Origin of the sequence: Sphingomonas oligophenolica (genome assembly GCF_039522915.1) — a bacterium.
GTDB lineage: Bacteria > Pseudomonadota > Alphaproteobacteria > Sphingomonadales > Sphingomonadaceae > Sphingomonas > Sphingomonas oligophenolica.
The window spans coordinates 149,790-162,801 of the sequence record NZ_BAAAEH010000047.1 but is presented as its reverse complement, the minus strand read 5'-3'; the positions used below and the strand labels follow the sequence as shown (position 1 = coordinate 162,801).

Annotated in this window: 10 protein-coding genes; 7 read left to right on the top strand and 3 right to left on the bottom strand. The window is 65.5% G+C overall.

The genetic code is table 11. The features are described from left to right. The first annotated feature begins 22 nt into the window (after positions 1-22). The gene (locus ABD050_RS22135; RefSeq protein WP_343891693.1) at positions 23-1,201 is read left to right on the top strand and encodes a DUF3089 domain-containing protein; all 1,179 of its coding nucleotides are present in this window, start codon (positions 23-25) and stop codon (positions 1,199-1,201) included. Here the strand turns inward: ABD050_RS22135 and ABD050_RS22130 are convergent. Together ABD050_RS22130 and ABD050_RS22125 are read right to left on the bottom strand one after the other, a co-directional pair. Next, positions 1,189-2,361: a glycosyltransferase gene (locus ABD050_RS22130; RefSeq protein WP_343891692.1), complete on the bottom strand. Its 1,173-nt coding sequence runs from the start codon at positions 2,359-2,361 to the stop codon at positions 1,189-1,191. The genes ABD050_RS22135 and ABD050_RS22130 overlap by 13 nt on opposite strands. Before the next feature lie 55 nt (positions 2,362-2,416). Then, positions 2,417-3,241: a class I mannose-6-phosphate isomerase gene (locus tag ABD050_RS22125; protein ID WP_343891691.1), complete on the bottom strand. Its 825-nt coding sequence runs from the start codon at positions 3,239-3,241 to the stop codon at positions 2,417-2,419. Between the two features lie 122 nt (positions 3,242-3,363). On the opposite strand from ABD050_RS22125, the gene ABD050_RS22120 reads away from it, so the two are divergent. Both ABD050_RS22120 and recN read left to right on the top strand, forming a co-directional pair. Then, positions 3,364-4,173 carry an outer membrane protein assembly factor BamD gene (locus ABD050_RS22120; protein WP_343891690.1) on the top strand — a complete coding sequence of 270 codons (810 nt, stop codon included), beginning with the start codon at positions 3,364-3,366 and terminating at the stop codon, positions 4,171-4,173. 60 nt (positions 4,174-4,233) lie between these two features. Further along, positions 4,234-5,898, top strand: coding sequence for a DNA repair protein RecN (recN, locus tag ABD050_RS22115; RefSeq protein ID WP_343891689.1), 1,665 nt, complete (start codon positions 4,234-4,236; stop codon positions 5,896-5,898). Between the two features lie 381 nt (positions 5,899-6,279). Here recN and ABD050_RS22110 read toward each other — a convergent pair whose 3' ends face one another. Beyond that, positions 6,280-6,594: a hypothetical protein gene (locus ABD050_RS22110; protein ID WP_343891688.1), complete on the bottom strand. Its 315-nt coding sequence runs from the start codon at positions 6,592-6,594 to the stop codon at positions 6,280-6,282. A 330-nt stretch (positions 6,595-6,924) separates the two neighbouring features. Here ABD050_RS22110 and ABD050_RS22105 point away from each other — a divergent pair, with 330 nt between their 5' ends. The 4 genes from ABD050_RS22105 to ABD050_RS22090 form a co-directional block, all read left to right on the top strand. After that, entirely contained in the window at positions 6,925-7,131 is a 207-nt protein-coding gene (locus ABD050_RS22105) for a cold-shock protein (RefSeq protein ID WP_332719192.1), read from the top strand. A 7-nt stretch (positions 7,132-7,138) separates the two neighbouring features. Continuing rightward, entirely contained in the window at positions 7,139-7,405 is a 267-nt protein-coding gene (locus ABD050_RS22100; protein ID WP_343891687.1) for a hypothetical protein, read from the top strand. Between the two features lie 107 nt (positions 7,406-7,512). Continuing rightward, on the top strand, positions 7,513-9,582 hold the full coding sequence (gene ligA / locus ABD050_RS22095) for an NAD-dependent DNA ligase LigA (RefSeq protein ID WP_343891686.1): 2,070 nt from the start codon (positions 7,513-7,515) through the stop codon (positions 9,580-9,582). A gap of 145 nt (positions 9,583-9,727) precedes the next feature. Continuing rightward, on the top strand, positions 9,728-13,012 hold a 3,285-nt coding region (locus ABD050_RS22090; protein ID WP_343891685.1), incomplete at its 3' end, for a TonB-dependent receptor.

Below are 13,012 nucleotides of genomic sequence, written 5' to 3'. Positions count from 1 at the left end.
CTTAAAGCTGGGGGAGAATGAGATGAAGCTGCTCGCTGCGATGGCACTCCTGATTGTGCCCGTCCTGCCCGTTTCCGCCGCGGCGCAAGCCGCTCCCTCGGCAAGCACGGCGCCGGCGCCCGATTACAGGCAGGATTCCGCCTGGCTCTGCCGCCCCGGTCGCACCGATGCCTGTTCCGCGAACCAGGACGTCACCGTCATCCAGGCGAACGGCAAGCGGAAGATCGAGAAGTTCAAGCCGGCGGTGGCGCCGCAGTTCGACTGTTTCTACGTCTATCCGACCGTTTCGAACGACCCGACGCCAAACAGCGACATGAACCCCGGCCCCGAGGAGAATCTCGTCGCCGCGACCCAGGCGGCGCGCTTCGCGTCGAAATGCCGGGTGTTCGCACCCCTCTATCGCCAGGTCACGCTGACCGCGCTGAAGGCGTTCATCACCGGCCAGCCGGTGACGATGGACCGCGACACGCCGCTCGCCGACGTGACCGCGGCCTGGAACGACTACCTCGCGCGCGACAATGGGGGGCGCGGCGTCGTGCTGATCGGGCACAGCCAGGGGTCGCTCGTCCTGAAGTCCCTGGTGGCACAGGCGATCGAGACCCAGCCGATCCGGCGCAACATCATCTCGGTGATGCTGCTCGGTACCAATGTCGCGGTGCCCGCCGGCAAGGATGTCGGTGGCGATTTCAAGCGGATGCCGCTCTGCCGCAGCGACCAGCAATATGGCTGTGTGGTCACCTATGTCACCTTCAGGGCGGATTCGCCGCCGCCGGCAAACAGCCGCTTCGGCAAGGTGCCCGATGCAGGGATGGTCGCCGGCTGCACCAATCCCGCCGCGCTCGGCGGCGGCAAGGCAGTGACCGATGCGATCCTCGGCGCAAAGAGCGCCGGCCCGGGCAGCGCGCCGATGGGGCCGTGGACGACCGACAATGCGCCGGTCACCACCGACTTCGTCAAGGTGCCGGGCCTGATCTCGGCCGAATGCGTCTCGCAGGGCGGCTTCGACTATCTCGCCGTCACCGTGAACGCTGATCCCAAGGACCCGCGCACTGACACCATCGTCGGCGACGTGGTAGTGGGCGGCGCCGTGCTGAAGGACTGGGGGCTGCACCTGCTCGACATACCGATCGCGATGGGCAACCTCGTCGACCTGGCCGACCACCAGGCGGCTGCCTGGCGCGGGGTGCCCTACAAGAAGTGAGCCACCAGGCTGGTCAGATGATCGACCAGGGCGGCGCTGTTCGCTTCCCAGGTGAAGCGTTCGGCGCCGCGGCGGACATCAGCCTGTGCCGGCGGATGATCGAGTAGCGCGCTGATCGCGGTGGCGAAGGCCTGCGGGTCGCGCGCGGCGATGCGGCCGAACGCCGGCTCGGTGACCACTTCGCGCGCGCCGCCCGCATCGGTGATGACGATCGGCGTGCCGCAGGCAAGCGCTTCGACCCAGGCATTGGCGAGCCCCTCCGACGCCGAGGCGAGCGCCATCACGTCAGCGGCGGCGAGCAGCGCGGGAAGCTCGGCATGCGGCATGCTGCCGAGCAGCCGGACGCGATCGGACAGCCCCTGGGCGGCGATCTGCGCCTCCAGCGCCGGCCGCACCGGCCCTTCGCCGGCGATCAGCAGCGTGGCGCCCGGGATCGCATCGACGGCGCCAATCGCCACCTCATGGCCCTTGCGCGGAATGAGCGCACCCAGCGAAACGATCAACGGACCGGCGACGCCGAACCCGGCCTTTGCCGCCTCGCGCTCGCGCGGTGCGAAGCGGGCGAGGTCGACGCCGGTGTGGTGGACGCGGATATCGGCCGGCGGCATGCCGATCGCGACCATATCCGCCTTCATCGCTTCGGATACCGCAAGCAGGCCATCAGCCTCGAGCCCCGCCCTGCGTACCGACGCGGCGGTCCCAGCTGCGTGACCCCAGAAATGGATGTCGGCACCCCGCGCCTTGATCGAGACGGGTACACCGAAATGCCTGCCAAGCGCGACCGCAACCGGGCCATCGGGAAAGAAGAACTCGGCATCGATCACGTCGAAGGCGAAGTCGCCGCGCATTTCAGCCAGCAAGGGGATCAGGCGCCTGGTGAGCGCCGAACCATGAAAGCGCGCCCCGGTGCCGGGGATGGTGGTGAAGCGCGGGCGCCGGACATCAAGGCCCCTCCAGGTCTCGCGTTCGGGTACCGTGCGGAGCGCGCGGTGGTGCGAGAGCAGGGCGAGCGGCCAGGGCGGCAAGCCGAGCGGCGCCACGACGCGCAGATCGACGCCAGGATGCGCCGCGAGCCCAAGCGTCTGCCGTTCGACGAACACCCCGAAATTGGGCCGCGTCGCATCGGGGAACAGGGTCGAGAGGGTCAGCACGCGGAGCATGACGCACCTCTAGCGTGCGAAGGTTAAAGCCGCGCTGCCCATCCTCGCTACGGGATCAGATCCGCTTGTCGCCCGGATAGGCAAGCAACAGATCGCTATCCACTGACGCCATGATCTCCACCCTGCCCTCCAGCGTCAGGCACTCGCCCGCGCGCCACGCGACGCCGTCAGCTGCGCCCTCGCCGCTCAGCGGAACGAACCAGCCTGTCATGCCCGCCGGCAGCGTCACCACGCGGTGGCCGCCGGGCAAGCGTTCGAGTACGAATTTCGGCCCCTCGGCAAGGATCGTCCGATCGTCCGAAACCTTGCCCGGAGACGGCAGCGGCACGAACGGTACGGGATTCGAAACCGCGACGCCCGCATCGAGATGCAGCTCGCGATCACTGCCATAATCATAGAGGCGGTAGGTGAGATCCACATTCTGCTGGACCTCGACCAGCGTCAGTCCCGGACCGATCGCATGGATGGTGCCCGCCGGCGAGTAATAGAAGTCGCCGGCCTTGACCGGCTTCCAGTCGAGCAGATGCTCGATCGATCCGTCGAGCGACGCCGCGCGCAGTTCCTCCTTCGTCATCGGCGCCTTGGTGCCGAGCGCGATCGTCGCATGCGGCTCGGCGGCGAGGATCACCCAGGCCTCGTCCTTGCCGCGCGCATAGCCGGCCGCCCGCGCCGCCGCATCGTCGGGATGGACCTGGACCGACAGCTTCTCGCTGGTGAAGAGATACTTGATCAGGAGCTCGGGCTCGGCTGCATGCGGCGTCTGGAACCAGACCTCGCCGATCGCGGCGCCGTCCTTTGCCGGGTCGGCGAAACCGGGCCAAAGAACATGCCTGCCCCATGGCTTTTCGACGCGCTTGGTGGCGAGCAAGGTGGCGGTCATGGGCGGTCCCCTCGGAATGGCGCAAGGTAGCGCCAACGCGTCGATCGCGCCATCCGATCCCTGCACGCGTTCATGCGAAAAACATTGTTCGGGCGCGAAGCCTTGCGCTAAGGATGCCGGCGATGCGTATCCCCATGTCCCGCTCGATCGCGCTTGCGCTTATTGCCGCTTCGGCTTTTTCGGTCAGCGGCTGCGCCGGCGGCCGTAACAAGAAGACCGACCTGCCCTATGTCGCGCGCGACGTCGGCACGCTCTATTCGATGGCGAAGAAGCGGCTCGACCAGCACCGCTACAAGGAAGCGGCGTTGATCTTCGACGAGGTCGAGCGCCAGCATCCCTATTCGATCTGGGCGCGCCGCGCCCAGCTGATGAGCGCTTTCGCCTATTATCTCGACCGGGACTATACCAACTCGATCCAGTCGGCGCAGCGCTTCATCTCGGTCCATCCGGGCAACCGCGATGCGCCCTATGCCTATTATCTCGTCGCGCTCGGCTATTATGAGCAGATCAGCGACGTCACCCGCGACCAGAAGATCACCCAGCAGGCGCTCGACGCGCTGGGCGAGCTGACGCGGCGCTTCCCCAATTCCAAATATGCCGCCGATGCCCGGCTGAAGATCGATCTGGTCCGCGATCACCTCGCCGGCAAGGAGATGGAGATCGGCCGCTTCTACGAGAAGCGCGGGCAATGGCTGGCGGCGACGTTGCGCTTCCGCCGCGTGGTCGACGACTATCAGACGACGACTCATGTGCCCGAGGCGCTGATGCGGCTGACCGAGACCTATCTGGCGCTCGGCGTTCCCGACGAGGCGAACAAGGCAGCGGCCGTGCTCGGTGCGAACTATCCCGGCACTGACTGGTACAGCCACGCATACAAGCTGATGCAGGAGCATCCGGTGCCGGCGGCGGCACCGGCCAAGACGGGCGCCTGACGCGGCGCTTATGCCGCTTCCCCTCCAGCACCCCATTCTCGCCTCCCGGGTCCGCCTTGAATGCTGACCTCGCTCTCCATCCGTGACGTCGTCCTGATCGAGGCGCTCGACCTCGATTTCGGCGATGGTCTCGGCGTGCTCACGGGCGAGACCGGGGCGGGCAAATCGATCCTGCTCGATGCGCTGGGCCTTGCGCTGGGCGCCCGCGGCGAGATCGGGCTGGTGCGTCAGGGCGCGGCCCAGGCCGTGGTGAGCGCCAGCTTCGATACGCCGCACGGGCAGGGCCCGATCGCATCGCTGCTCGCGCAGAACGGCCTCGACGTCGAGCCGGGCGAGCCGCTGATCATCCGCCGAATCGTCAAGTCCGATGGCGGCAGCCGCGCCTTTGTGAACGACCAGCCCGCGTCGGCCGGCCTGCTCCGCGAGCTGGCGGTGCATCTCGTCGAGATTCACGGCCAGCATGACGATCGCGGCCTGCTCAACCCGCGTGGCCACCGGGCGTTGCTCGATGCCTTTGGCCGGCTCGATGCCGGCCCGGTCGCGCGCGCGCATCGCGCCTGGCGTGAGGCCGAGGACGCGCTGGCGGTGGCGCGGGCCGAACTCGACACCGTCGCGCGCGACCAGGAATGGCTCGAGCATGCGGTCGCGGAACTTGTGCGATTCGGCCCCGAGCCCGGCGAGGAGGAGATATTGGCGACCCGGCGCGCGGCGATGCAGCGCGGCGAGAAGATCACCGCCGATCTGCAGGCGATCGCTGACCTGCTCGAAGGCTCCGAGGGCGGGCTCGCCCGGTTGCGGCAGGCCGCGCGTGTGATCGAGCGAATCGCGGACGACCATGAAGCGCTGGCCGAATCGCTCGCCGCGATCGACCGTGCGATCATCGAGGGCGGAATCGCGCAGGAAAAGGTCGACGAAGCGGCCGAAGCGCTCGCCTTTGATCCGGCGCAACTCGAGGCCGACGAAACCCGGCTGTTCGAGCTGCGTGCGCTGGCTCGCAAGCACCGGGTGCAGCCCGACGATCTCGCGACGCTGGCGGCCGAGCTCGGCGCACGGCTCGAGCGAATCGAGAGCGGCGGCGCCGGTATCGCGGCGCTCGAACGCACGGTGGCTGAGGCGGCTTCAGCCTATGGCGCGGCGGCCGACGCCCTGAGCGCGGCGCGCATCGAAGCGGCAGCAAGGCTCGACGCCGCGGTCAAGGGCGAGCTGGCGCCGCTCAAGCTCGACGCGGCACGCTTCCGCACCGTGGTCGCGGACCTGGGCGCCGATCACTGGGCGGCCTCGGGCAAGGACCGGGTCGAGTTCGAGATTTCGACCAACCCGGGCGCCTCCTTCGCGCCGCTCACCAAGATCGCCAGCGGCGGCGAGCTGTCACGCTTCATCCTCGCCCTCAAGGTCGCGCTCGCCGAGCAGGGCAGCGCCGCGACGATGATCTTCGACGAGATCGATCGCGGCGTCGGCGGCGCAGTCGCGAGCGCGATCGGCGAGCGGCTGGCGCGGCTGGCGGCGAACACCCAGTTGCTGGTGGTGACTCACAGCCCGCAGGTCGCGGCGCGCGGCGCGCATCACCTGCTGATCGCCAAGAGCCATGACGGCATCGTCACCCGCACTGACGTGACCCTGCTCGACGAGAAGCAGCGCCGCGAGGAAATCGCGCGCATGCTTTCCGGCGCGACGATTACGGACGAGGCCCGCGCGCAGGCGGAGCGGTTGCTGGAAGCCGCCTGAGCAAGGCATCCGCCAGCCATCGGGTACGGCGCCGCGACACTTTTCCCGCTGTTCCCCGCTGTTATTCCGGAAAAACTTTTTCGCCGCTGTTATGTTGGATTTACCGGCCTATTTTTTCTTTTTTTCTAAGTATCTTACGGCAAATCTCGCTGTTATTGAATAACAGCGGCGGAACAGCGGAAAAAACAGCGGGGAACAGCAGGAAGAACAGCTAGCCTGTCGGAATAACAGCGGCGACCGCGGCCTGATATCTTTCGGTCATGTCAAAGAGCGAGACGGACGCAACCCGTGCGCCAGCCCGTTGCGTCCCATGATCGCCGGATGGGTTGAATCGACCGAACCGGGCCGAGCCGCTTCACCGCTAGAAAGGCAGCTTCAGCGTCACCATGATGCGCTTGTCGGGCTTGCCGTCGGGGCTCTTCTGGCCGGTCGTGTAAAGATTGGCCTGCCCGGCGCCGACGTGCGTGCCGAGGCCGGGGCTCCGACCGGATCATATTGATGGGTGAGCGGCTCGAGCCGATATCGCTCATCGGCATCGACATGACCGCAGACCACGATATCGCTGCCCGCGTCGCCCTGGCTCGAGCACGTGGTGTGAGTCACGCGCGGACTATAGGGCTTTGCTTCCTCGACCGAGGCCCGAAGCGCTGACTGGAGCATTATCAGCGTCGCCGCCATCATGTGGCCCGTCTCCAATTTGCCCAACGTTGCTAGCGGCGCATTGTGGCGACAATCGAGCGGCCTTTTAGAATGCGACTTTTTCGCAGAACCGTGCTAAGATCCCTGTATCTCGCGATTCCCCTACAAGCATCGCGTGACTGAGAGACCTTCGCGCTCCCGCTTGTAAAGCTGCTGGAACGTCCTTTGGTCCTCATCCCTGTCCTTTTTCGCACCGCTTCCGTGTTCGCGGAATAGCGCGACCGTGTTCGGATGCGCCGGCCGGGGCCGGACGGTGCTCCGCTCTCTCTTCTCGGCCCCAAACCGGTGCAAGGCGCTGCCACCACCGGGCTACCCAAGGAAATGACTATGCCGATCGGCACCGTAAAATTCTTCAACGCCGACAAGGGTTATGGTTTCATCGCGCCTGAGGGCGGCGGGAACGACGCCTTTGTCCACATCAGCGCGGTTGAAGCAGCCGGGATGCGCACGCTCGATAAGGAGCAGCGCGTGTCTTATGAGCTCGAGCAGGATCGCCGCGGCAAGATGTCCGCGGTCAATCTCGCTGCAGCATAAGCCAGGGGTGGGCGCCGACGAAGTCGGCGCCCCTTCCCAGCCCGCCCCTCCGCCTGGGAGCAGTCCAACGAACACCACCGCCCTGTTCTATCGCGATCGCGCCCGTCAGGCGGAAGCCGATGCGAATGCAGCGACCCTGGACAATGTGCGCACGCGCTGGATGCGCGCCGCCAAGGCCTGGGACGAGATGGCGACCCGGGCGGAAAAGACCGCCGAGCGGCGATCGGTCAATGAAGAGGCGAAGATGATCGCCGAGATGATGGCCGACGACTGACCGTTGCTTCTTGCGCATTTTTCCCGATCGTCAGGCACTTCAACCCGACGGGAAAATGCTCGGGCGGGCCTTGATCCGATCCCCCGCGCTCCGCTAGCGCGGGGATGATGACTGAGCCGCTGCCCACGACCGACGACGAAGCCGCCGCCGAACTGGCGCGACTGGCGGAAGAGATCGCCTACCATAACCGGCTCTATCATACTGACGACGCGCCCGAGATTTCGGACGCCGATTACGACGCGCTCGTCCGCCGCAATAGTGCGATCGAGGCGGCTTTTCCCCACCTGATTCGCGCTGACTCGCCGAACGCGAAGGTCGGCGCCGCGCCCTCGACCCATCTCGCCAAGGTGGCGCATGCCCGGCCGATGATGAGCCTCGAGAACGGCTTCGCCGATGACGAGGCGATCGAGTTCGTTGCTCGCGTGCGGCGCTTCCTCAACCTGCCCGAAGATACTCCGGTCGCGCTGACGGCGGAGCCCAAGATCGACGGCCTGTCCTGCTCGCTGCGCTACGAACGCGGGCGGCTGGTCCAGGCGCTCACCCGCGGCGACGGTGCCGTTGGCGAGGACGTGACCGCGAATGTGCGGACCATCGCCGATATCCCGGCGCAGCTCGTCGGCGCAGCGCCCGACCTCTTCGAGATCCGCGGCGAGGTCTATATGGCCAAGGCCGATTTCGCCGCGCTCAACGCCCGACTGCTGGCCGAGGCAGAAGATCCGCTCAAGGCGCGCCAGTTCGCCAATCCCCGCAACGCAGCCGCCGGATCGCTGCGCCAGAAGGACGCCGCCGTCACCGCGAGCCGCCCGCTGCGCTTCCTCGCCCATGGCTGGGGCGAGACGAGCGCGATGCCGGCCGACACCCAATATGGCGTGATGCAGGCGATTGCCGGCTGGGGCCTGCCGGTCAGCGACATGCTCGTCCGCGTCAACGGCATCACTGAAGCGCTGGCGCAGTATCGCACCATCGAGGCAGAGCGCGCCGACCTGCCCTTCGACATCGACGGCGTCGTCTACAAGGTCGACCGGCTCGACTGGCAGGCGCGGCTCGGCGCGGTGGCCAAGGCACCACGCTGGGCGCTTGCCCATAAATTCCCCGCAGAGCGCGCCCAGACGACGCTGGAGCGGATCGACATCCAGGTCGGCCGCACCGGCAAGCTCACGCCTGTTGCCCGGCTCACGCCGGTCACCGTCGGCGGCGTCGTCGTCACCAACGCGACACTCCACAATGAGCATGAGATCGAGCGGCTCAATGTATGGCCCGGCGACCGCGTCGTGCTGCAGCGTGCCGGCGACGTCATCCCGCAGATCACCGAGAATCTGTCGCGCGACGAGAGCCGCGGCACCTGGCCCTTTCCGACCGTCTGCCCCGAATGCCAGTCGGACGCCGTGCGCGAGGAGGGCGAGGTCGATGTCCGCTGCACCGGTGGGCTGATCTGCCCGGCGCAGCGCATCGAGCGCCTGCGTCATTTCGTCAGCCGTGGCGCGCTCGACATCGAAGGCCTTGGCCTCAAGCAGATCGAGGATTTCTTCCACGACGGCCTGATCCACAGCCCGGCCGACATCTTCCGCCTGACCGAGGAGCAATTGCTCCCCCGCAAGAAGGACGGGCGCGTCTGGTCGGCCAATCTGCTCGCCGCGATCGCGGCCAAGCGCACGCCCGATCCGGCGCGCTTCCTGTTCGGGCTCGGCATCCGCCATGTCGGCAGCGTCACCGCGCGCGATCTGGTCAAGGCATTCGGGACGGTCGAACGCGTCGCCGAGGTCGCGACCCGCGCCGCAACCGACGAAGAGGCGCGTGCCGAGCTGATCGCGATCGACGGGATCGGCCCCGTCGTCGCCGAGGCGCTGGTCGATTTCTTCGCCGAGGGGCATAATCGCGAGGCTTGGGCCGACCTGCTCTCCGAAGTCAGTCCGGCGCCCTATGTTTCCCAAATCCGCGAGTCCCAGGTGAGCGGAAAGACGCTTGTCTTCACCGGCTCGCTGGAGACGATCAGCCGCGATGAGGCCAAAGCCCAAGCTGAGGCGCTGGGTGCCCGCGTGGCCGGGTCCGTATCGGCCAAAACCGATCTCGTCGTCGCCGGGCCCGGTGCCGGATCGAAGTTGAAAAAGGCGGCAGAACTGGGGGTTAGGGTGATCGACGAGGCTGAATGGGCCCAGATCGTCGCAACTGCTGAGTGATGCCTTTTTGCAACGCAGCATGAGCGAATGCTGCGCACTACTTGAAGATTCCCCGTTGTCATTTATCCGAAATGTTCGAGTCGCATGGGGCCAGCAACGGTGAAATCACCGCAGTTCCATCGACTGAGCCTCAAAGGGGAAAACCATGCGACATAATCTTTTCTTGGGTGTGGCTATCGCCGCGCTCGTCATTCCGGCTGCGGCAAGCGCGCAGGAGACAACGTCAGTCATCAGCGGCGCAGTCACGGCGAACGGCGCCGGCGTTTCCGGCGCGAAAGTGGTCGCGACCAACGTTCCCTCGGGCACGAGGTCGGAAACCGTAACCGGTACCGATGGCAATTTCACCTTTTCCGGCCTTCGTCCCGGTGGGCCTTACACAGTCGAAGTGACGAGCACCCAGGGCAACAGCACCGTCACCGATATCTACACGGTCGCGGGCCAGCCCTTCAACTTGCCGATCGACATCGCTGCGCAGACGACCGCCGACGTCGTCGTCACGGCCTCGCACATCAAGGGCGCCGGCGTCATCGGCTCCGGACCCGCGACCGTTCTCACGGCGAACGACATTGCGAATGTCGCATCGGTCAACCGCGACATCCGCGACCTGATGCGCCGCGACCCGTTCGCGACCCTCGACACGTCACAGTCCACCGGTCGCCAGGTCACCTTCGCCGGCACCAACCCGCGCTTCAACCGCTTCACCGTGGACGGCGTTCCGATCACCGATAGCTTCGGCCTCAACCCTGACGCACTGCCGTCACGCCGTGGCCCGGTGCCGATCGATTCCATCGGCGAGTTCCAGACCAAGGTCGCGCCGTACGACATCCGCGAAGGTTTCTTCCAGGGCGGTGTCATCAACGCCATTCTGCGCTCAGGCACCAACTCATTCCAGGGCACGGGTTTTTACAGCATCAATACGGACGGGCTGACGGGTTCGCGACTCAAGCCCTACATCTCGAATCCTACGGGCGTCGCCAATCAACCGAAGTTCAAGAGCCAGGATTATGGCATCGAGCTGTCCGGCCCGATCATCAAGGATCGGCTGTTCTTCATGGTGGCGGCCGAGCGCGTGCGGGCGGACAATCCATTCAACGTCGCCGCAAGCTCTATCACTCAGGCGCAGTTCGACCAGATCGTCAGCATTGCCAAGACTAAGTACAATGTGGACGCCGGCGGCAAGCTGACCAATCAGGGTGACAAGGACGATCGCATCGTCGGCCGTATCGATGCCAACATCACCGATGGGCAGCGTCTCTCGATCACCGGAATCTACACGAAGGACCAGATCAACACGCTGGGCTTCAACTCGGCAACTGCCCAGTCGACGGAATCGAACGACTATGTGAAGCCGAACCGCCTTTGGGCCGCCGTCGCGACGCTGAACTCGACCTGGTCACCCGTCGTCTCGACCGAAACCCGCGTCATGTACAAGAACTATCAGAGCGGCCAGAATCCTATCCTCGCGAAAACGGCGATGGCCTTGATCTGCACCGACGCGGGCTCGGCCGGGGCGATCACCGTCGGCTCCAACGCGACACAGTGTTCGTCTAACGTGAGCACGCTCGCCGTCGGGCCGCTCGGCTCGGCGCAAACCAACATTCTGCGCACCAAGACATTCGACGCACAGGAACTGGTCCGCGTCTCGCTCGGCGATCACAATATCCGGTTGCTGTACGACTATCAGCACGTATCCAACTATAATCTGTTCATCGGCCAGACGGCGAACCCGGGCAGCACCGGCATCTCGTCCGGTGCTTATGGCGCCTATTACTTCGACTCGATCGCTGCGTTCCAGGCCGGCATCGCGCAGGAGTTCGGCTATGCCAACGCGACGACGGGCAATCCGAACGACGCCGCCGCGATCTTCAGCTATGCGACGCACACCTTCGGCCTCCAGGACGATTGGCGGGTTAACTCGACGCTGACGATCAACTACGGTGCGCGTTACGACCTGTTTGCCGGCCATGATCGTCCGCTGTTCAACCAGGCATTTTATGACCGCGAAGGTTTCGCGAACACCGCGTTCCTCAGCGGGCGCGGCCTGTTCCAGCCGCGTGTCGGCTTCGACTGGAAGGCGACACCGCGCTTCAACATCCACGGCGGCGTGGGCATCTTCGGTGGCGGCACGCCCGACGTGTATATCGGCAACAGCTTCTCCTCGAGCGGCGTCCAGCCCGTACTGTTCAGCACCGCCACCAACCCCGCGTATCTGAACAATGTGAGCCTCACCCAGGTCCCGGCAGGTGCTACCGCGGCGCTGAACGGGACGAAGAACGCCCCGGTCGCGGCCCTTGATCCGAACTTCAAGATCGCGTCGCAGTGGCGCGGGTCGCTGTCAGCCACCTATGATTTCAACCTCGGCGGGATGGGCGATCACTGGATCTTCGCGGCCAATGTCCTCATCTCGAAGACCCGCCAGGGCATTCTGTACAGGGATGGCCGCGATCACCCGATCGTCGGCGACAGCGCGCTGACGCCCGACGGCCGCCAGCGCTACTTCGACATTACCCCTGTCAGCCAGGGTGGCGTCTCGGGCAACGCTGATACCATTCTTGGCAACACCACGCGCGGCCATGGCTATATCGGCGTCGTCAGCCTCGCCAAGAAATGGGACTTCGGCCTCAACCTGTTCGGCAGCTTCACCTATCAGGACGTGTGGGACCAGACAGCAACCACCTCGTCGATCGCGTCGTCGAACTATGGCAACACCGCTTATCTCGACGCGAATGGCGCCGCATTCGGCCATTCGAACGACGAAGTTCGCTACTCGTTCAAGTACAACCTCGGCTTCGAGCATGCCTTCTTCGGCGACTACAAGACCAGGGTCAACCTGTTCGGCGAAACCCGGATCGGCTCGCCATACAGCTACACCATGCAGGACGCGGGAACGGTCAGCGGGCGTAGTCAGACGTTCGGCACGGCCGGCAACACCAGCCGCTTCCTGTTCTACGTGCCGACTGGGGTTAACGACCCGAAGATCGTTTACGCGCCGACGGTCGTCGGTGGGGTGGTCACGCAGACGGCGGATCAGGTGGCGGCTCGGATTGATCAGATCATCAATTCGACCGGCCTGGCCAAGTACCGTGGTCAGATCGCGCCGCGAAATGCCTTCAACTCGAAGTGGTTCACGAAGCTCGATCTGCACCTCGAGCAGGAAATTCCGACGTTCGTTGGCAAGTCGCGGATTTCGGTTTTTGCCGACATCGAAAATCTGCCCAACCTCATCAACCACAAATGGGGCGAGCAGCTGCGCAACTTCTTCCCGTACACCGATGTGGTCACTAAGGTGGCGTGCAAGCAGGTCGGCACCAACGCCTGCGCGCAATACACCTATTCGGCGCCGAGCACCGACTCTTTCCTGGCTGATCAGCTGATCACCGTGAACGGTTCGTCTCTCTACTCGATCCGCGTCGGCGCACGCGTCAGCTTC

What these genes read in the sequence shown, in the direction of transcription:
- ABD050_RS22135 (WP_343891693.1), top strand. Translation starts at nt 23, where the DNA reads ATGAAGCTGCTCGCTGCGATGGCACTCCTGATTGTGCCCGTCCTGCCC.
- ABD050_RS22130 (WP_343891692.1), bottom strand. Translation starts at nt 2,361, where the DNA reads ATGCTCCGCGTGCTGACCCTCTCGACCCTGTTCCCCGATGCGACGCGG.
- ABD050_RS22125 (WP_343891691.1), bottom strand. Translation starts at nt 3,241, where the DNA reads ATGACCGCCACCTTGCTCGCCACCAAGCGCGTCGAAAAGCCATGGGGC.
- ABD050_RS22120 (WP_343891690.1), top strand. Translation starts at nt 3,364, where the DNA reads ATGCGTATCCCCATGTCCCGCTCGATCGCGCTTGCGCTTATTGCCGCT.
- recN (WP_343891689.1), top strand. Translation starts at nt 4,234, where the DNA reads ATGCTGACCTCGCTCTCCATCCGTGACGTCGTCCTGATCGAGGCGCTC.
- ABD050_RS22105 (WP_332719192.1), top strand. Translation starts at nt 6,925, where the DNA reads ATGCCGATCGGCACCGTAAAATTCTTCAACGCCGACAAGGGTTATGGT.
- ligA (WP_343891686.1), top strand. Translation starts at nt 7,513, where the DNA reads ATGACTGAGCCGCTGCCCACGACCGACGACGAAGCCGCCGCCGAACTG.